We start from the raw sequence: 17587 nt of genomic DNA, 5'->3' as shown, positions 1-17587 counted from the left end.
GACTTAAGGAACATGGCAGGTCGCGGCGATAATTCCCAGGCGAAACCCGGCACAGCGGTTGATACCGAACCGTTGCGTCGGGCGATTACCGGCTGCGTGCGGTCGATTGCGGGCGATGCCAATGTCGAAGTAGCTTTTGCCAACGATCGTCCGGGCATTGCTGGCGACCGCATTCGTCTGCCGGAAATTTCCAAGCGACCGACCGCCCACGACCTGGCGGTGACGCGAGGTCTTGGCGATTCGATGGCGCTGCGGCTTGCCTGCCATGACCAAAAAGTCCATGCCTCGATGGCACCGGAGGGGCAGGATGCCCGTTCGGTGTTTGATGCGGTCGAACAGGCCCGGGTGGAATCGATTGGTGCCTTGCGGATGACCGGTGTTGCCGCCAATCTGAAATCGATGACCTCGGAAAAATATGCCAAGGCCAATTTTTCCGGCATCGAGCGGCGCGAGGATGCTCCCCTGTCGGAAGCGGTGGCGATGATGGTCCGAGAGGCGCTGACCGGTCAAAAGCCACCGGAAAGTGCCGGTAAGGTGCTGGATCTCTGGCGCTCGTTCATCGAGGAAAAGGCCAGCAGCGATTTTTCCAATCTGGCCAATGTGATCGAGGATCAACAGGCCTTTGCCCGCGTCGTGCGGCATATGCTGTCGTCCATGGAAATGGCCGAGGATTTCGGCGAGGACCCGGAACAGGCCGAGCAGGAAGAGACATCCGAAGAAGACCAGCAGCGCAGCGGCGAGGAAGAGCAGGAAAATTCCGAGGAGGACGCTGGCTCTGAAAGCGCGCCCGCCGATGAAAGCGAATCTGCCGAAGAGCAGATGGACGACGGCGAGATGGACGGTGCGGAAATTTCCGACGACGACATGTCCGAGGAAGGCGACGAGGACAGCGAGACTCCCGGTGAAATGCGCCGTCCGGCCAGCCCGTTCGACGATTTCAATGAAAAAGTCGATTACAAAATGTTTACCGAGGCCTTCGATGAAGAGACCTCGGCGGAAGAGCTGTGCGATGAAGCCGAACTTGACCGGTTGCGCGCCTTTCTCGACAAGCAGCTTGCCCATCTCCAGGGCGCGGTCGGTCGTCTGGCCAACCGTTTGCAGCGCCGGTTGATGGCGCAGCAGAACCGGTCCTGGGATTTCGATCTGGAAGAGGGCTATCTCGATCCGGCCCGGTTGACCCGGCTGATCATCGATCCGATGCAGCCGCTATCGTTCAAGCGGGAAAAGGACACCCAGTTCCGCGATACGGTGGTGACGCTGGTGATCGACAATTCCGGCTCGATGCGCGGCCGTCCGATTACGGTTGCCGCCACTTGCGCCGATATTCTAGCTCGCACGCTGGAGCGCTGCGGCGTCAAGGTGGAAATCCTCGGCTTCACCACCAAGGCCTGGAAGGGCGGCCAGAGCCGCGAGCAATGGCTGGCCAGCGGCAAACCGCCGACGCCGGGCCGCCTCAACGACCTGCGCCATATCGTCTATAAATCGGCGGATGCGCCGTGGCGGCGGGCACGGCGTAATCTCGGCCTGATGATGCGCGAAGGCCTGCTCAAGGAAAATATCGACGGTGAAGCGCTGATTTGGGCGCATAACCGGCTGTTGGCGCGGCGCGAGCAGCGCAAGATCATGATGATGATTTCTGATGGTGCGCCGGTGGACGATTCGACGCTGTCGGTTAATCCCGGCAATTATCTGGAACGGCATTTGCGCGCTGTGATCGAGCAGATCGAGACCCGGTCTCCGGTCGAATTGCTGGCGATCGGCATCGGCCATGACGTCACCCGCTACTATCGCCGCGCCGTGACCATTGTCGATGCGGATGAATTGGCCGGTGCGATGACCGAGCAATTGGCTGGCCTCTTCGAAGACAAGCCCACTAAGGGTGCCCGTGGCGGTTCGTTCCGCCGCGCCAGCTGAGTGCGCGTGATCCGTTGCTAATCACCTCTCGCAAAGCCTTGCTCGCCTTCTGCTGCGGCTCCGCACTGCTTTTGGCAGCATCTCAGGCCGTTGGTGAGTCTGCGGCGGTGAGTAGCCGCAAAATTGAATATTTCAATCCGGCCTCGGACCAGACCGTGTTCGGCAAGCTGGAATTTCTCGGTGGGCTGGACCTGACATCCTCAGACAGTCTGTTCGGGGCATGGTCTTCGATCCGGTTTCGACCGGATGGCAAGCGTTTCATTGGTGTGCTGGATACCGGTCACTGGATTTCAGGTGAAATCAAACGAGATGAAAAGGGCCGCCTTTCCGGTATCGATGGCGTCTCTTTGGCTCCGATGCTGGACCGCGAAGGCCGCAACAATGCGCCGAAACGGGCGATGGACGCCGAGAGCCTGGCAATCCGTGGCGATAAGATCTATGTGGGCTTTGAGCAGCGCCATCGGATCGATCAATATCCCCTCGACGGATTTGAAACGGCCAAGCCGGAAAAAAGCTTGCCATTGCCCTTTCCCAAAAAGGTCCTGGAGAGCAATCGCAGCCTGGAAATGCTGACGGCATCGCCTGCGCAAGGACCGCTTGCCGGTGGTCTTGTGACGATCACCGAGGAGAGCCTGGACATCAATGGCAATCTCTATGCTGGCGTGGTCGATGGTCCGCATCCGGGTGGCTTCAAGCTGGTGCGCCGTGATGATTTCGACGTGACCGATGGCGCCTGGTTGCCGGATGGTGATCTGCTGCTATTGGAGCGCCGGTTCCGGTTTCCAAGCGGGCTCGGCATGCGCATCGTGCGCGTCAAGGGCGACAGCATCAAGCCGGGCGCTCTGGTGGATGGAGAGATCCTGCTCGACGCCGATCAAAGCTTCCAGATCGACAATATGGAAGGCCTGGATGTGGTGGACATGGGCAATGGCGACCTTCGCCTGATCCTGGTCTCCGACGACAACCACTTCATGCTGCAACGGACGCTGATGCTGGAGTTCCGGCTACAGCCGTAAGGCAGCAGAGGTCAAACCCGCGCAAGCTGGTAGGGCTTCAGCCTGTTCATCAATGCCCCATAGGGCAAAAGCATAATCAAGCCGACCAGCATTTTCACGGTAAAATCACCGATGGCCCAAGAGATCCAGCGGGGGATTTCAGGGGAAAACGCACCAAGCAATGGCGCCCAGCTTATCGCAAAATCATCATTCGGACCAATGAAGCCAAAGACCGGTGCAAAAGACAGCGAGAAGAAAATCACCGTATCGAGTACCGAGCCGAACAGTGAACCGGCCAGCGGTGCTTTCCACCAGTCCTGCTGGCGCAGCCAGTTGAAGACGCTGATGTCAAGCAATTGTCCGACCAGATAGGCGGTGCCTGAGGCAATGGCGATGCGTGGTTGTCCGGTGACGAAGGACAGTGCCACGCCCACAAGAAAACCGACAAACACCACTTTACGCGCCGTGGAGGGGCCAAACTGGCGATTGGTGAGGTCGGTGACCAGAAAGGCGACCGGATAGGTAAAGGCGCCATAGGTCAAGAGGTCGCCGAGTTGCACGCCCGCCAATTGGCCCGACAGTGGAAACTGCACGAGGATGTTGGAGGCGACCACGACTAAGGTCATGAGCATGCTGTAGACGAGGATGTGACGTGTGATCCGCATTTTTTTATCCTGGGAGATGCCACCAGCTATAGCTCAGTCCACATTCGGACCGGCCATAACAAGAAAGGGTCGATACTTGCCGCTGTGCCAAAGACTTTGGCGAGAAACGGCGCAAGCGAAAAGGCTCGAACGTTTTACCGTTCAAGCCCGTTCGTTATGTCAATGCTGTGGCTGCCTGATATCAGGCGGCGACTGCGGTCTTCTTGACGATCTGGCGGCGCAGCAGACGAGCGCGCATGCTCAGTTCGGTTTCATTTGCCTTCAAAAGGAAGGCATCCAGGCCACCGCGATGCTCGACGGAACGAAGAGCAGCAGCAGAGACGCGCAGACGGTAACGCTGGCCGAGGGCATCGGAAATCAGCGTAACATCGCACAGGTTCGGAAGGAACTTGCGGCGGGTCTTGTTGTTGGCATGGCTTACATTATTACCCGACTGGACGCCCTTGCCGGTCAATTCGCAACTGCGGGACATGATGCACCTATTCTTATTGGCAGTCGGAAAGCTTTCCGGGCAATAACCCAGGGCGCAATCCAACGCGGTCTGATTGGAAAGTTGCGGTTCTATAGTCAGCTGAAGCCGCCCCGTCAAGACAAACCTTGGCAAAAGGGCGGATTTATCGACGCTTCGGCTATGGTCTTGCCATAGTGAACGCCATAAATGAAGGGGTAACAGACATTGGAGCCATGGTGTCGCAATGCATTTTAAGCTTGTTCGTAAACTGTCTTTTCTGCTGGTCGCCCCTGTGGTGCTTGGTGCTACGCTGGTCTGCGCCAGCGGCTCTGCCTTTGCAGGTGAGACCTATCGCAATGAATATCGCGTCACCCTGCTTGGTCTGTCTATTGCCCGGGCGACTTTCGTTACCGAGGTCACACGTCCCGGCTACACCATTACCGGCACGATTTCGTCGGCGGGCATTGCCAATGTCTTCACCAGTCTCGATGCAAAGACCAAGGTGACGGGACTGGTGGCTGATGACAAGCATTTGCAGGCCAGCAATTACAATCTGGTCTATACGCGGGGCAAACGGACGCGGGTCTATGACGTGCGTTATGCGGGCGGCAATGTGGTCTCCACGACCATCACCCCTGAACCGAACCGCAACAAGGACCGCTGGATACCAGTGAGTGCCGGGGATCTTCGCTCGGTGCTCGATCCGGTCGGTGGGCTGACCTTGCCCGACGATGGCAAGATCTGCTCGAGGACCCTGCCGATTTTCGATGGTGAAAGCCGCTTGGATCTGGTGATGTCGCCCAAGGGCAAGAACAAGTTTACCGCTGGCAATGTGTCGGGCGAGGCAATCGTCTGCTCCGTGCGCTATGTGCCGAAATCCGGCTTCAACAAGGGTCGTAGCGATATCGAATATCTGCGCAGCGCCAACGATATGGAAATCTGGTTTGCCAAGACCGGAACCATGACCTTATATGCCCCTGTCTATGCGCGGGTGCCAACGCGGGTGGGAACGCTGTCGATCACAGCGACCCGATTTGGGGCCTGATCAGCACTAAAATAATTGAGGGGCGGATGAAAGTTCGGGCAACGCTGATCGGGTTTTCGGCCATACTGATGTGGTCTTTTCTGGCGCTGTTTACGGCAGCGTCCGGCACCATGCCGCCCTTCCAGCTCTCGGCCATCTGCTTTGCCATCGGCAGTCTTCCCGGCATTGCGACTTTCATTATACGTCCGGAGCGGCTGACATTGCTGAAACAGCCGGCCAAGGTCTGGTTGGTCGGGATTGCCGGCCTGTTCGGCTATCATTTCCTCTATTTCACGGCACTGAGAAATGCCCCTGCCGTGGAAGCCGGGCTGATTGCCTATCTCTGGCCGTTGCTGATCGTGTTCGGATCGGCGCTGCTGCCGGGGGAAAGGTTGCGCTGGTATCATATGGCGGGTGCGATTGCCGGGCTATGCGGCACCGTGCTGATCATCGGCAAAAACGGCCTGTCGTTCGATCCGGCCTATGCGATGGGCTATGGGGCGGCCCTGCTTTGCGCCTTGACGTGGTCCAGCTACTCGCTGGTCACGCGCCGGTCCGATGCGGTTTCCACGGATGTGGTGACCGGCTTCTGCCTCGCTACTGCACTGCTGTCGCTGGTGTGTCACCTCTGGCTTGAAACGTCGGTCTGGCCGGATAGCGCCAGTCAGTGGCTTGCTGTGGCGGGTCTTGGGTTGTTTCCCGTCGGTGCGGCCTTTTACGCCTGGGATTACGGCGTCAAGAACGGTGACATCCAGATCCTGGGGGCAGCGTCCTACGCCGCCCCGCTGCTATCGACGCTGGTGCTGCTGGTTTTCGGTTTTGGTGAGGCAAACCTGCGCATTCTTGGTGCTTGCGTGCTGATCACGGGTGGTGCGGCGCTGGCTGCAAGCGGCATGTTTCGCCGCAAGACAGCCATCGAAGACGCGGCTTGACGATTACCTGCCGGGCATCATCTTCATCAACACGCCGTCCTTCAGCACGGTATGATGGAAAATCGCCGCAACTGCATGCAATGTGGCCGCGCCGATGATGATCCAGGCAAGCAGAGAATGCATGTCGCCGAGCAGATGGCGATAATCCGGCGATATACCGATGAGATCGGGAATGGAAAACAGCCCGAAGAAGTCCACCGGTTTTCCCTGCGACCAGCGCCATAGAAAGCCAAGGGAAATCTGTGCGGCAAGCCCGAAATAGAGCAGATAATGCACCGCCTTGGCCATCAGGCCCAAAACGCCTTTTTCTTCTTCCGGCAGGGTTTTGAGACTGGCCATCCGCCAGACAAGCCGCAGCACAAACACAGCGAAAAGTATGATTCCGGCACCATAATGCAGCGCCTTCAGGCCATTGCGAAGCGCACCGCCTTTTTCCGTAAATTCCCAGATTTCTGCCGAGAGAAACAGGGCAAGCACCAACAACGCCGTTACCCAGTGCAGCCAGATCATGCCGCTATTGTAGCGCGTGGAGCGCGGTACGGTCGAATCAACAGGGATATTCATCGTCATGGTGCCACTCCAAAAAATCGGATTTTGCAGCGCAACAAAACGTTTTATGCTGACAGGCGCCTGAAGCCCACCGGTATGCCTGGTTATCGAAGTGGCTGACCCGGTTTCCAGCCTGGAGGGGCCATTTCGAAAGTGTCGAAGGTAAAGCCAGGCGCGACTGTGCAGCCCACCAGAGTATAATCCCCTAGGCTTTCCGCCGCCTGCCAACTGAGCGCTGGAATGACGGCCTGGGGGCGCTCGCCGCGCACAAGGTCCGTGCCCAGAACCAGCGTTTCCACCGTCATGCCATCGTCGCAGCGATAGAGCGCCAGCGGCGCGCCCGCATAATAATGCCAGATCTCGGCGGCATCCTTCACCCGATGCCAATGCGACCGCTGGCCTGCTTTCAGCAGATAGTAGATGGCCGTGGAATGGCCACGCGCTCCACCTTTGCCGTCGCGGAAGGTTTCGCTGTACCAGCCACCTTCAGGGTGGGGCTGCATGGCCAGCGCTGCAATGATCTCATCGGCATCGGCCATCAGAAATTGTCCTTGCGCTTGCGGATTTCGGCAAACACCTCTTCATTGCTCTTGCTTTCCATCACCAGGTTGCGGCGGATTTTTGGATCGGCCACCCGCAGGAACGGGTTGGTTTCCTTTTCCAGAGACATGGTGGTGGGAATGGTGAACTGCCCTTGCGCCCGCATCGCCTCGATGTCGCGGGCGCGGGCTTGAAGCCGCTCATTGTCCGGGTCGATGGTCAGGGCGAAACGGGCATTGGAAAGCGTGTATTCGTGGCCGAAATAAATAGCGGTTTCATCCGGCAGCACGGCCAGCTTTTGCAGGGAATGCCACATGTCGGCTGCGGGCCGCTCAAACAGCCGTCCGCAGCCAAGTGCAAACAGCGTGTCGGCGGCAAACAGCAGTTTGGCGTCTGGAAAATGATAGCAGACATGGCCTGCCGTGTGGCCCGGCGTTTCAATCACCTGGACCCGGTGCGGCCCGAACAGAAATTCGTCGCCATCGCTTACGGAACGGTCGAGACCCGGAATGGCGACAGCCTCGTTGACCGGACCGATGATCTCGCAGCCATACCGATTCTTCAGGGCCAGATTGGCCTCGACATGGTCGTTGTGGTGATGGGTGGTGAAAATATGGCTGATCTGCCAGCCTCGTTTTTCGGCAGCCGCCACAATCGGCCCTTCCTCCGGCGCATCGATGCAAGCGGTCAAGCCGGTTTCGAGGCAATGAACCAGCACGCCGTAATTGTCGGTACGGCAAGGGAAAATTTCGATTTCCGGGTTTTTCATCGGGCAGGCCCTCTGGCTTGGAAGTGGTAATTGCAAGGTGGTTTACGAAGAATCTAGTGCCTGGGGCCTTGATGTCCAACAGCCTGCTGCTAACAATTGTGCCATGCATGTGGATATAGTCGATCTTCGTCAGTTCTATCACACCATGCTTGGCCATGCCGCCGAGCAATCCATTACCATGGCGCTGTCGTCGCTCTGGGCGCGGCTGCCGGAGGAGCGGCTGGTGGGGCTGGGCTATTCGGTGCCGTATCTGGATCGGTTTCGGGCCGATACCGAGCGCACCTTCGCCTTCATGCCGGCGGGACAGGGCGCGGTGAACTGGCCGCCGGGCGAGCTTTCGGCCACGTCACTGGTGTTCGATGAGGAATTACCGCTGCCTGACAGTTCCATCGATCGGGTGTTGATGGTCCATTCCCTTGAATTTGCCGAGAATCCGCGCGAGACGCTCAAGGAAATCTGGCGGGTTCTGGCACCGGGCGGTCGGCTGGTCATGGTGGTGCCCAATCGCCGTGGGGTCTGGGCGCGGATGGAGCATACGCCTTTTGGCTCCGGTCGCCCCTATTCTCGGGGTCAGTTGACGGCGCTGCTGCGCGAGACCAATTTTACGCCGGGAGCCAGCACCGAGGCATTGTTTTTCCCTCCATCCAAGCTCAGAACCATGTTGAAAATGCATAGTGCCTTCGAGCGCTTCGGTCGCATGCTGTCACCGGCTTTTGCTGGCGTTATCGTTGTCGAGGCGCAAAAGCGGCTCTATCAGGGGTTGCCGGTCGCCATGCGCGCATCGCGCCGGGTATTTGCTCCGGTTTTGAGCCCGCAAGGCGTGCCAACCACACGCCAAACCCTGTTGCCGCCCTCGACAAAATAGAGGTTCCGGGCTACTGCATACCTATTTGAGCAGCCTGTTTGAACCGCATCAGGTTCAAGACCAAAAACCAGGAAATCACGTCAATGAGCAGCACCATGAACCAGCCCGTTCCACGTCCGGGAATCCTTGATATTGCCGCCTATGTTCCCGGCAAAGAACACGCACCGGGCGTTGCAAAAGTGTTCAAGCTCTCATCGAATGAAACGCCGCTGGGGCCAAGCCCGAAAGCCATCGAGGCTTTCAAGGCGGGCGCCGCCAATCTGGAGCTTTATCCCGATGGCCAGGCCGTGAAGCTGCGCGAGGCGATTGCCAGTGCGCACGGGCTGAACGCGGCCAATATTCTCTGCGGCAATGGTTCGGACGAGCTGCTCGGCCTGCTCTGCCATGTCTACCTGGGCACGGGCGATGAGGCTGTTATCACCGAGCATGGTTTCCTGGTCTACCGTATTCAGATCATGGCGGCAGGTGCAACGCCGGTCACGGTCAAGGAGCAGGATTACCGCGTCGATGTCGATGCCATTCTTGCGGCGGTGACCGACAAGACACGGATGGTGTTCATCGCCAATCCCGGCAATCCGACGGGGACCTATGTGCCGGGTGCCGATATTCGCCGTCTGGTTGCTGGCCTGCCGAAACATGTGCTGCTGGTGCTGGATGCGGCCTATGCCGAATATGTTCGCCGTAACGATTACGAAGCCGGGCTGGAAATCGTTTCTGAAAACCGCAATGTGGTGATGACCCGCACCTTCTCTAAAATCCACGGGCTGGCAGCGCTGCGGATCGGCTGGATGTATGGTCCGGCTGCCATTCTCGATGCCCTGAACCGGGTGCGCGGACCGTTCAACATGAATGCCCCGGCGATTTCGGCGGGGGCTGCTGCCATTCTTGACCGTGATTTTGCCGATAAGGCTGTGGATTTCAATCTCGAGTGGCTGGACCGGTTGACGGAAGCCTTCGAGGGGATCGGCCTGAAGGTTACGCCGTCGGTCACCAATTTCCTGCTCATCCATTTTCCCGATGTTGATGGCAAGCGGGCGCCGGAGGCCGATGACTTCCTGACCAGCCGTGGCTACATCCTGCGGGCGGTCAAGGGATATGGCTTTGCCAATTCCCTGCGCATGTCAATCGGCACGCCGGAGGCCAATCTTGGCGTGATGGATGCCCTGACCGAATTTATGGGCAAGCCGTGATGGCCAGCATTCAGTTTGACCGGATTGCCCTGATCGGCATCGGCCTGATCGGCTCTTCCATTGCCCGTGATGTGCGTGCGCTTGGCCTGGCGCGCGAGATCGTCGTCTCAACCCGCTCAGTGGATACTTTGCGGCGAGCCGAGGAATTGCAGCTTGGGGATCGCTATACGACGTCGGCTGCCGAGGCGGTTGCAGGGGCCGATCTGGTGATCGTTTCTGTACCGGTCGGGGCGTCCGAAGCGGTGGCCATCCAGATTGCGTCGCATCTTGCGCCGGGAGCTATCGTCACAGACGTGGGGTCCACCAAAGCCTCTGTCATTGCGCAAATGGCGCCGCATATGCCGGATCATGTGCATTTCATTCCGGGCCATCCGCTGGCTGGTACGGAGAAATCCGGCCCCGATGCCGGTTTTGTCGGTCTGTTCAATGGACGTTGGTGCATTTTCACACCGCTGGAAAATACGGATCAGCAGGCGATTGCCCGGCTCAAGAGCTTTTGGGAAGCGCTGGGCTCGCGTGTCGATGAAATGGACCCGCTGCACCATGACAAGGTATTGGCGATCGTTTCGCATCTTCCCCATATCATCGCCTATAATATCGTCGGCACTGCGGATGATCTCGAAGCCGTGACGGAATCGGAAGTCATCAAATATTCGGCCTCCGGTTTTCGCGATTTTACCCGTCTGGCGGCGTCCGATCCCACCATGTGGCGCGATGTCTGCCTGCACAACAAGGATGCCATTCTGGAAATGCTGGCGCGGTTTTCAGAAGACCTCGCCTATCTGCAACGGGCGATCCGTTGGGGGGAGGGCGATAAACTGTTTGAGCTGTTCACCCGCACCCGCACAATACGCCGCTCGATCATCGACGCGGGCCAGGATGTGGACGTGCCGGATTTCGGGCGTCATGGGCTGGATGGCAAGACGAACGGATAGACCGTCTGGCGCCCGGTTCAGATCGGCGGGATATTGCCAAGCGGGATGAAGCCCAGAACCACGACGCCATTGGTGATCTGAAGTGTCACCTGGCCCTTATTCTGGCCAAGGAAAACCGCTTTCAATCCCTTGGCAGCCATCCGGGCGATGTCCTTGGTTTCGGGATAGGCGGCAATCACCAGGTCCCGCCAGGCATCAACCTTGCCAATTTCCAGCTTGAGCGTGCCGTTAGCAAGGCCTGCGTTATCGATGGAAATCGGTCCACTGGCAGTAATCGTGCGGCCTTGGCCCATATCGATCTGCAGATTGCGGATGTCGCCGCTTAGACCCCGCAATTGTATGGGTTCCGGATGTTCGATATCGAGGGCCCCTGCCTGGGCGAGTAATTTCACATCCAACTGTGCGGCCATGGGCGGCAGATCGGGGTTGCGGTCGTCCTGGCCAAAATCCAAGCCGGTCAAGCGGGCGGTTCCCACGAGGTCCTCGCCATCGCGTTGCAGCCGCGTCCGGCTCTCAGTGGCATCGATCCTCAGAACCCGGCCGGAGAGCGCGTCGGTCAGGTTGGCCTGCAATTTCTGGATCACGCTTGCTGACGAATCGACGCCGTTCATGCCCAGCGACAAGGTGGAGCGAAAGCTGTCCCATTGAAAAGCACCGGCAAGCCCAGTGGAGGTTTGCAGAATGGCTGGCCCGTCGATTTCCCATTTGATTCTGCCGGGCCGGAAAATTTCTGCCGACGACCGGAAGGCGCCTGATGATCCGGTAATGCCATTGCGGTGATCGTTGACCGAAACTTTGGTGCAATTCAACCCGATATGCAGCGGAAAGCCACTCATCCGCATTCCGGGGCAATCGAGGGCAGAAGCCAGTGGATTATCACCGTCAAAGGCATGTTCGAGTTTTGTCGTGGCGTAATTGGCAGCGGCGAACCAGCCTGCGGTGTAGACGATACCGAGCAGGACAAGCACAATGCCCACCAAGAGAACTCGCGATCTCTTCCGGGGTCTCTTCGTCCGGCTGGACATGGCCATGCGCTTCTCCAATTGTCTTCCATTTTGCTCAGCGGTCACCGAGGCGACTTTTGAGGCACCAGAGCCGAGCACCGTTTATCAGTGCAAAGACTGCTGTAAAAATTCATTTCTGCTGGATAATTTCAACCCAAACCTATCAAAATTCGGGAATGAGACAGCAGGAGCCAGCATTATGACCAGCGATATGGACGAATTTTGGGTGTTTGGCTACGGGTCTTTGATGTGGAATCCCGGCTTTGTCCATGAAGAACGGCAGGCTGCCAGGGCCCATGGGTTTCGCCGCTCGCTTTGCGTTCGATCTTTCGTGCATCGCGGTACCGAACAGGCACCCGGCCTGGTTCTGGGGCTGGATCGTGGCGGTTCCTGCCATGGTGTGGCTTTTCGTGTTAGTCCGTCGTCATGGCCGCAAACGCTCGACTATTTGCGGGCGCGGGAACTGGTGACGCAGGTCTATCAGGAAAAAACGCTGCGGTTGCAACTGTCTGATGGGCGCCGGGTGCTTGGCACTGGCTACGTGGTGGACCGAAACCACCGCCAATATGCGGGAGCGGTTACCGTTGAGGAGGCGGTACAGGTTACCGCGCAGGCCAGTGGCCAGTCGGGTGATAACCGGGCCTATGTCGAAAATACCGTAGAACACCTGCGCAGCATGGGCATCCGCGATCATTGGCTGGAGCAGGTGGTCAAGGGGCTGAACAAACCGACGCTATGAGGGGTTCTTGGCCTGTTCCTGCGCTCTCATGGTTTCAAGACGGTGTTTGGCGGTCGGCGGCAGTGGGAGATCCGGATTGGTCTGGGCCGCCTCCAGCAGCAGTGCGTCGCTGGCCGCCTCCAACTGGCGGGTCAATACTTCAAAAAATGCATCGGGCTTCATTCCCGGCTGGATGGGGGGAAGGATACGAATCTTGTAATGCCCGGGATAGCGCATCAGGCTGCGCCGCGGCCAGAACAGACCGGCATGCATGGCAACCGGCACGACCGGCACTTTGAGATCGCGGTAAAGCCGGGCGATGCCGAATTTATATTCAGGATCGGCGCCGGGCGGGCGTCTTGTCCCCTCAGGGTAAATGACCAATTGGCGGCCGTTGCGCACTTCCACGGCGGCACGCTGCATGACCTTGACCATTTCCTTGCCACGTCCACCGCGATTGACCGGGATCATGTTCTGTTTGGCGGCATACCAGCCGAAGAACGGAATCCACATCAATTCCCGCTTGAGAATAAAGACCGGATCATCCAGCCAGGGCAGAAGCGCATAGGTATCCCAGAAGGATTGGTGCTTTGGTGCGAGGATGTAGCCGGAGTCTGGGATATTCTCCAGGCCTTCAATTTCGAATGTCGTGCCGACCACGGTTTTCATCAGCCAATGACTGAACCGCGCCCATGTCTTGGGGACGGAATATGCGATTTTGCGCGGCAAGATGAAATAGATCGGTGCGGCCAAGACCATCCAGAGGATCAGGCAGGCATAGAACAGCACGTTGAAAACATGGGACCGCAAAGCAAGCATGAAGATATTCCGCCGACAGATGGCCCTGCCTATACGAATTTTCCAATCAGCGGAAGATGGTTAGGTATCGCAGGTCTGATTAGCTTTGGGAGGATTGTTGTGGTGCACTGCCAGACGTGCGAAGCCCCTGCCAATTGTCCCAGCCGCCGAGATCGCGGGTATAGGCAATGAGGATCTTGGCATATTCCGACAGCAGCGTGCGCAGCGCATTGGGATCGGCATACCAGGCCCTGGTGCGCAAATCGGCTGTGACGACCGGATAGGGAATGAACTGGGTTTGATGGTCTGTACGGCGCAGTTCCATCAGGCTGCGGCGCATATGGTAATTGCTGGTGACGACCAGAACCGAGGAAAAGCCCTTGTCGTGGATCCACTGGGCGGTTTCATTGGCATTGCCGATGGTGTCGATGGCGCGGTAGCCCATATCCACGCAGCAGGCAAATAGATCCGGTGAGCTTTGCGTCATCCTGCGAATGGTTGCGGGCGATGTGGATGGATGGACACCGGAAATCAACAGCCGCCGTCCCGATCCCTTGCGCAACAGGTCGACAGCCTGGTCGATGCGCTGATAGCCCCCCGTCAGGACGACAATGGCATCAGCCTTGGGCTCAGCAGGTGGCATCATCGCGGTGACGTCATCGGCGAAATGCAGGAAACCGGCGACAAGACAGGCCATCAGCAAAAGAATAGCATAGCCGCCATAGCGTAGCAGGCGGCGCAGCGGTGCTTGCCGATGGAATAGTTTGGCGGTCCGGCTGCCTTGATCCTGGTCAGGGTCTGCTTGGCGCATTGTCATTGCTCGTGCGTAATGGAACTGCATCGAGGATGCTGGTGCATCCCCGCATCAAGGACGGATAAATAGATCATTCGGGCGGCAACCCGCCGCTGCGGCTGGGGTCCGACCTGATCTGGTCGATTTCATAGATGGCGCGCATGACAGTCAACCTGGCCGTGACCGTTGTCAGCAGAGCAATAACGATCATCGTGGCGAAAATACCGAGATAGCCGGAAAAGCCGATTTCGAACCGGCCAAACATGGCGGTGGCTTGATCGGTTTGCGGCGTGGCGAGCGTATTGTCCTGCCAGATGCTGGCTAGCGCGAACAGGCTGGCTGCGGCAAGTCCGCCAGCTGCGGAGCCCTTCAGGCTGATCTTCAGAAAATGCTTCTGAAATTCCCGTGCCACAAACAGGCTTTCGGCACCGACGAAATGCAGGACCTCGATAATATGCCGATTGCCGGACAAGGCGCCGCGCGTTGCAAAAATCACCGTCAGCACCATGGCGGTAAACACCAGGATCAGCAGGCCAAAGCCAATCAGCACCGTGGTGCGGGCCATCGATACCAGGCGATCCACCCAGGTGCGGTGATCATCCAGCGAGGCCTGGGGGATCTGCGAGGTCAAAAGATCGCGCATGGCGGCGAAGTCAGGCGGATTGTTCTCGTCAATGGTGACAATGACCAGCCGAGGCACCGGAAGGTCGTTGATATCCAGTCCGGTGCCGAGCCATGGCTCCAGCAGGCGGGCCGTTGCGGCCTCATCGACGATTTGTCCGGTCTTGGTGCCGACGAAGGTCAGCGCCAGGTCCTTGGCCTTCGTCAAGGCCTCATCCATGTTGACAGTGTCGTCCGGCTTGATCTGGATCGTCACCTCGCGGGAGATCTGGCTTTGCCAGCTGGACGCCGTTCCCCGGACAATCGACACCGCGCCGAGCGTCAGGCAGGCCAGGAACGCCATGATGGCAATCACCACCATCAGCGCATTGCCCTGGATGTTGGAGGGCGGCAGGATGGCGCCGGTGGGGCGCACCTGCATTTCCACCCGCCTTTGCGCCTTTGCTCGCTCCGGCGGCGGGGTCTTGGCCAGCGGTGGGGTCACGGGTATTTTTTTCGGCTGCGGTGGCAGGGATTTGCGGTCATTCATAAATATCGAGCCGCCCTTCCGTCAGGATCATCCGCCGGGCATCGACCTGGTCCATCAGGGCCAGATCGTGGGTGGCGATCACCACGGCAGTGCCCAGCCGGTTCAGCTCCAGAAACAGGCTGAGCAGGCGGCGCGCCATCGGTGGATCGACATTGCCGGTCGGCTCATCGGCCAGCAGCACTTCGGGCCGGTCGATCAGGGCTCTGGCAATCGCAACGCGCTGCTTTTCCCCGCCCGACAGGATTGGCGGCAGAACGTTGATACGCTCGCCCAGCCCCACCCATTTCAACAGTTCCAGCACATCCTGCTTATAGCTCGCCTCATCCTTGCCGCGCACCCGTAGCGGCAAGGCGACATTTTCATAGGTCGTCAGATGGTCGAGCAATTGGAAATCCTGGAAGACGATGCCGACCCGGCGGCGCAGCAAGGGCAATTCATTGCGCGGAATCTGGGTAATATCACGACCGAAACTGCGAATCAGGCCACGTGTCGGTTTCAGCGACATGAACAGCAGGCGCAAAAGCGTGGTCTTGCCAGCGCCCGACGGCCCGGTCAGGAACTGGAAGGAGCGCTTTGGGATGTCAAAGGTCAGGTCGCGGAGGATTTCAGGCCCCATCCCATATCGCAGGCCGACATTTTCGAAGTGGATCAATGGATAAACCCGGGCTTGAGCCTGTTGACGACTGCTCAGTTCTTAACGGTTCCGGTTACCATTTGGTAAACGCCGCGATGTTACGGCGCCAATCCGGCGATTTTTTACAAATCATTAACCATTCGAATTTACGACTTGGATGGATTGGTTTCAATGCCCCTTCGTATTCTATCGCATCTGGCTGGTGCGAAGCTTTCGATCAAGGGCGATTCATCTCTGTTGAAGGCAAGCCGGACTTGGTTCTTTTCATCCAATGTCTGGACCTGCTGTGGCGAGGGTTCCATGAACGCATTCCGTTTTCGGCCTAAATATGTCGAACCCGATATCGATCTCTTGCCGCCCGAGCGGCCCTATCGTCCCATGCCACGTCCCGGCTTTCGGCTGGCGGAAGATGTGAGCGATGCGAAATTCGTCACGGTCGGTGATCCCGTCGGCGTACTTCGAAGCCGAATTCAGGCGGAGATGAACACCCGATACCGGCCACAGGCGCCGGCAGCGCAGGGCTTGCTGCACGCTCTGGTCAATTATACGGTCCGGCATGTCGTCCTGTTGGAAAATCGCCTGGGGCAGCTATCGGAACGGTCTTTCACCTCGTTGATAGCAGCCCTTGCCGTGCTGATGTTTTTCAGCGCCGGTGGTTTTTGCCTGATTGGCGGCACCGAGGCGGTCCCCGCCAGAAACCCGCTCGACATTACCCATGTCAGTCTGACACCGCAAAATTCCGGTGGCATGCCGGTTCTGCTGGTCAATGCGATTGTGGAGAATCATGCCGCGACGACGCAGGCCCTGCCGGATATCCGGGCGGATCTCTATTCGGATGGCCGTCTCATTGCCTCCACACTGATTACCCCACCTGCGCCGGAAATCGGCGTCGGCCATAGTCGCGGTATTGCCGCTCGGCTGCGCCATCCCGGTGGAAAAAACCCGGAACTCAAGCTTTCCTTTGCACCTAAGGATGCCTCGCAATCCTGATTGTGCTATCGGCAGGGTGAAAGAAAAACCTGTCGCCTGAAGATCGGCAGCGAAATCCTGGAGACTCCATGCCTGTCGTTCGCGGAAAAAATATCGAGCCTTTGTTCACAGCCGAACAGATCGCCGCCCGCAATATCGAGATCGCCAAGGCGATTGTCGACGGTCCTTCCGAGGATCTTCTGGTGATTTCGATCTTGAAAGGCTCGTTCATTTTCGCCGCTGACCTGATCCGGGCGCTGCATCATGTCGGCATTGCGCCTGAGGTGGAGTTCATCACCCTGTCCAGCTACGGCACCGGCACTGTGTCCCAGGGGGTGAAGATCCTCAAGGATATCGACAGCGATGTCCGTGGCCGCAATGTTCTGCTGATCGACGACATCCTGGAATCGGGACGGACCCTGCTGTTTGCCCGCACATTGATGTATGAACGCGGTGCTGCCAATGTCACCATTGCCGTGTTGCTCGACAAGAAGGTCAAACGCCAGGAAGTGTGCGAGGCTGATTATGTCGGTTTCGAATGCCCGGATTATTTTGTCGTCGGCTATGGCATGGATGTCGCCCACGCTTTCCGCGAATTGCCGTTTGTTGGTGTTGTTACCGGCGATGCAGCGTCGTAATTTTCGATAAAACATAGTTATTACAAGCATTTACGGTGTGAATGCTTTATTGCG

Annotated in this window: 20 protein-coding genes; 10 read left to right on the top strand and 10 right to left on the bottom strand. The window is 58.2% G+C overall.

What is annotated here, in order from left to right; genetic code table 11:
- Positions 1 to 12 precede the first annotated feature (12 nt).
- Complete coding sequence (cobT, locus tag FS819_RS14560) at positions 13 to 1914, top strand: cobaltochelatase subunit CobT (RefSeq protein ID WP_156547978.1); 1902 nt, start codon at positions 13 to 15, stop codon at positions 1912 to 1914.
- Positions 1915 to 1952: 38 nt separating this feature from the next.
- Entirely contained in the window at positions 1953 to 2930 is a 978-nt protein-coding gene (locus tag FS819_RS14555) for an esterase-like activity of phytase family protein (protein WP_197434106.1), read from the top strand.
- A gap of 11 nt (positions 2931 to 2941) precedes the next feature.
- On the opposite strand, the gene FS819_RS14550 is transcribed toward FS819_RS14555, so the two are convergent.
- Positions 2942 to 3574 (bottom strand): queuosine precursor transporter, encoded by a 633-nt coding sequence (locus tag FS819_RS14550; protein ID WP_156547976.1) that lies wholly within the window; start codon positions 3572 to 3574, stop codon positions 2942 to 2944.
- A gap of 181 nt (positions 3575 to 3755) precedes the next feature.
- Complete coding sequence (gene rpmB, locus FS819_RS14545; RefSeq protein WP_015917333.1) at positions 3756 to 4046, bottom strand: 50S ribosomal protein L28; 291 nt, start codon at positions 4044 to 4046, stop codon at positions 3756 to 3758.
- 223 nt (positions 4047 to 4269) lie between these two features.
- Between rpmB and FS819_RS14540 the strand changes: the two genes are divergently transcribed.
- Positions 4270 to 5070, top strand: coding sequence for a DUF3108 domain-containing protein (locus FS819_RS14540; protein ID WP_156547975.1), 801 nt, complete (start codon positions 4270 to 4272; stop codon positions 5068 to 5070).
- Positions 5071 to 5096: 26 nt separating this feature from the next.
- On the top strand, positions 5097 to 5981 hold the full coding sequence (yddG, locus tag FS819_RS14535; protein ID WP_156547974.1) for an aromatic amino acid exporter YddG: 885 nt from the start codon (positions 5097 to 5099) through the stop codon (positions 5979 to 5981).
- A 3-nt stretch (positions 5982 to 5984) separates the two neighbouring features.
- Here yddG and FS819_RS14530 read toward each other — a convergent pair whose 3' ends face one another.
- From FS819_RS14530 to gloB, 3 genes are all read right to left on the bottom strand, one after another.
- Positions 5985 to 6551, bottom strand: a complete 567-nt coding sequence (locus tag FS819_RS14530) for a cytochrome b (protein ID WP_156547973.1) — start codon at positions 6549 to 6551, stop codon at positions 5985 to 5987.
- 83 nt (positions 6552 to 6634) lie between these two features.
- Entirely contained in the window at positions 6635 to 7069 is a 435-nt protein-coding gene (locus tag FS819_RS14525; protein WP_156547972.1) for a cupin domain-containing protein, read from the bottom strand.
- Entirely contained in the window at positions 7069 to 7839 is a 771-nt protein-coding gene (gloB, locus tag FS819_RS14520; RefSeq protein ID WP_156547971.1) for a hydroxyacylglutathione hydrolase, read from the bottom strand. The genes FS819_RS14525 and gloB overlap by 1 nt, the downstream gene beginning before the upstream one ends.
- A 103-nt stretch (positions 7840 to 7942) precedes the next feature.
- On the opposite strand from gloB, the gene FS819_RS14515 reads away from it, so the two are divergent.
- From FS819_RS14515 to FS819_RS14505, 3 genes are all read left to right on the top strand, one after another.
- Positions 7943 to 8704, top strand: coding sequence for a class I SAM-dependent methyltransferase (locus tag FS819_RS14515; protein WP_015917327.1), 762 nt, complete (start codon positions 7943 to 7945; stop codon positions 8702 to 8704).
- 83 nt (positions 8705 to 8787) lie between these two features.
- Positions 8788 to 9894 (top strand): histidinol-phosphate transaminase, encoded by a 1107-nt coding sequence (hisC, locus tag FS819_RS14510; RefSeq protein WP_156547970.1) that lies wholly within the window; start codon positions 8788 to 8790, stop codon positions 9892 to 9894.
- Positions 9894 to 10829, top strand: a complete 936-nt coding sequence (locus tag FS819_RS14505; protein ID WP_156547969.1) for a prephenate/arogenate dehydrogenase family protein — start codon at positions 9894 to 9896, stop codon at positions 10827 to 10829. Before hisC ends, FS819_RS14505 begins: the two co-directional genes overlap by 1 nt.
- A 17-nt stretch (positions 10830 to 10846) precedes the next feature.
- On the opposite strand, the gene FS819_RS14500 is transcribed toward FS819_RS14505, so the two are convergent.
- A complete protein-coding gene (locus tag FS819_RS14500; protein WP_070164358.1) occupies positions 10847 to 11806 on the bottom strand; it encodes a DUF2125 domain-containing protein in 960 nt (319 codons plus the stop codon).
- Between the two features lie 226 nt (positions 11807 to 12032).
- Here FS819_RS14500 and FS819_RS14495 point away from each other — a divergent pair, with 226 nt between their 5' ends.
- Positions 12033 to 12572, top strand: a complete 540-nt coding sequence (locus FS819_RS14495) for a gamma-glutamylcyclotransferase (protein WP_156547968.1) — start codon at positions 12033 to 12035, stop codon at positions 12570 to 12572.
- Here FS819_RS14495 and FS819_RS14490 read toward each other — a convergent pair.
- The 4 genes from FS819_RS14490 to ftsE all read right to left on the bottom strand — a co-directional run bounded on the left by FS819_RS14490 (position 12567) and on the right by ftsE (position 15944).
- Complete coding sequence (locus tag FS819_RS14490; protein WP_156547967.1) at positions 12567 to 13370, bottom strand: lysophospholipid acyltransferase family protein; 804 nt, start codon at positions 13368 to 13370, stop codon at positions 12567 to 12569. The two genes, FS819_RS14495 and FS819_RS14490, sit on opposite strands and share 6 nt — an antisense overlap.
- A gap of 79 nt (positions 13371 to 13449) precedes the next feature.
- Positions 13450 to 14166, bottom strand: a complete 717-nt coding sequence (locus FS819_RS14485; protein WP_070164361.1) for a YdcF family protein — start codon at positions 14164 to 14166, stop codon at positions 13450 to 13452.
- 67 nt (positions 14167 to 14233) lie between these two features.
- The gene (locus tag FS819_RS14480; protein ID WP_156548192.1) at positions 14234 to 15184 is read right to left on the bottom strand and encodes a cell division protein FtsX; all 951 of its coding nucleotides are present in this window, start codon (positions 15182 to 15184) and stop codon (positions 14234 to 14236) included.
- A gap of 100 nt (positions 15185 to 15284) precedes the next feature.
- On the bottom strand, positions 15285 to 15944 hold the full coding sequence (gene ftsE / locus FS819_RS14475) for a cell division ATP-binding protein FtsE (RefSeq protein WP_070164362.1): 660 nt from the start codon (positions 15942 to 15944) through the stop codon (positions 15285 to 15287).
- Positions 15945 to 16097: 153 nt separating this feature from the next.
- Here ftsE and FS819_RS14470 point away from each other — a divergent pair, with 153 nt between their 5' ends.
- Together FS819_RS14470 and hpt are read left to right on the top strand one after the other, a co-directional pair.
- A complete protein-coding gene (locus FS819_RS14470; protein ID WP_234889346.1) occupies positions 16098 to 16916 on the top strand; it encodes a DUF3426 domain-containing protein in 819 nt (272 codons plus the stop codon).
- A 68-nt stretch (positions 16917 to 16984) separates the two neighbouring features.
- Positions 16985 to 17533: a hypoxanthine phosphoribosyltransferase gene (hpt, locus tag FS819_RS14465; RefSeq protein WP_070164363.1), complete on the top strand. Its 549-nt coding sequence runs from the start codon at positions 16985 to 16987 to the stop codon at positions 17531 to 17533.
- Positions 17534 to 17587 lie beyond the last annotated feature (54 nt).

This window comes from Allorhizobium sp. Av2, from assembly GCF_021462805.2.
GTDB lineage: Bacteria > Pseudomonadota > Alphaproteobacteria > Rhizobiales > Rhizobiaceae > Allorhizobium > Allorhizobium vitis_G.
Note: the sequence above shows the minus strand (reverse complement) of the source record. Positions and strands in the feature narration are given on the sequence as shown.

Bases quoted from the DNA above. Each gene is read 5' to 3' on its own strand.
- cobT (WP_156547978.1), top strand. From the start codon at position 13: ATGGCAGGTCGCGGCGATAATTCCCAGGCGAAACCCGGCACAGCGGTT.
- FS819_RS14550 (WP_156547976.1), bottom strand. From the start codon at position 3,574: ATGCGGATCACACGTCACATCCTCGTCTACAGCATGCTCATGACCTTA.
- rpmB (WP_015917333.1), bottom strand. From the start codon at position 4,046: ATGTCCCGCAGTTGCGAATTGACCGGCAAGGGCGTCCAGTCGGGTAAT.
- FS819_RS14540 (WP_156547975.1), top strand. From the start codon at position 4,270: ATGCATTTTAAGCTTGTTCGTAAACTGTCTTTTCTGCTGGTCGCCCCT.
- yddG (WP_156547974.1), top strand. From the start codon at position 5,097: ATGAAAGTTCGGGCAACGCTGATCGGGTTTTCGGCCATACTGATGTGG.
- FS819_RS14530 (WP_156547973.1), bottom strand. From the start codon at position 6,551: ATGACGATGAATATCCCTGTTGATTCGACCGTACCGCGCTCCACGCGC.
- FS819_RS14525 (WP_156547972.1), bottom strand. From the start codon at position 7,069: ATGGCCGATGCCGATGAGATCATTGCAGCGCTGGCCATGCAGCCCCAC.
- gloB (WP_156547971.1), bottom strand. From the start codon at position 7,839: ATGAAAAACCCGGAAATCGAAATTTTCCCTTGCCGTACCGACAATTAC.
- FS819_RS14515 (WP_015917327.1), top strand. From the start codon at position 7,943: ATGCATGTGGATATAGTCGATCTTCGTCAGTTCTATCACACCATGCTT.
- hisC (WP_156547970.1), top strand. From the start codon at position 8,788: ATGAGCAGCACCATGAACCAGCCCGTTCCACGTCCGGGAATCCTTGAT.
- FS819_RS14505 (WP_156547969.1), top strand. From the start codon at position 9,894: ATGGCCAGCATTCAGTTTGACCGGATTGCCCTGATCGGCATCGGCCTG.
- FS819_RS14495 (WP_156547968.1), top strand. From the start codon at position 12,033: ATGACCAGCGATATGGACGAATTTTGGGTGTTTGGCTACGGGTCTTTG.
- FS819_RS14490 (WP_156547967.1), bottom strand. From the start codon at position 13,370: ATGCTTGCTTTGCGGTCCCATGTTTTCAACGTGCTGTTCTATGCCTGC.
- FS819_RS14485 (WP_070164361.1), bottom strand. From the start codon at position 14,166: ATGACAATGCGCCAAGCAGACCCTGACCAGGATCAAGGCAGCCGGACC.
- FS819_RS14480 (WP_156548192.1), bottom strand. From the start codon at position 15,184: ATGCAGGTGCGCCCCACCGGCGCCATCCTGCCGCCCTCCAACATCCAG.
- FS819_RS14470 (WP_234889346.1), top strand. From the start codon at position 16,098: ATGCCCCTTCGTATTCTATCGCATCTGGCTGGTGCGAAGCTTTCGATC.
- hpt (WP_070164363.1), top strand. From the start codon at position 16,985: ATGCCTGTCGTTCGCGGAAAAAATATCGAGCCTTTGTTCACAGCCGAA.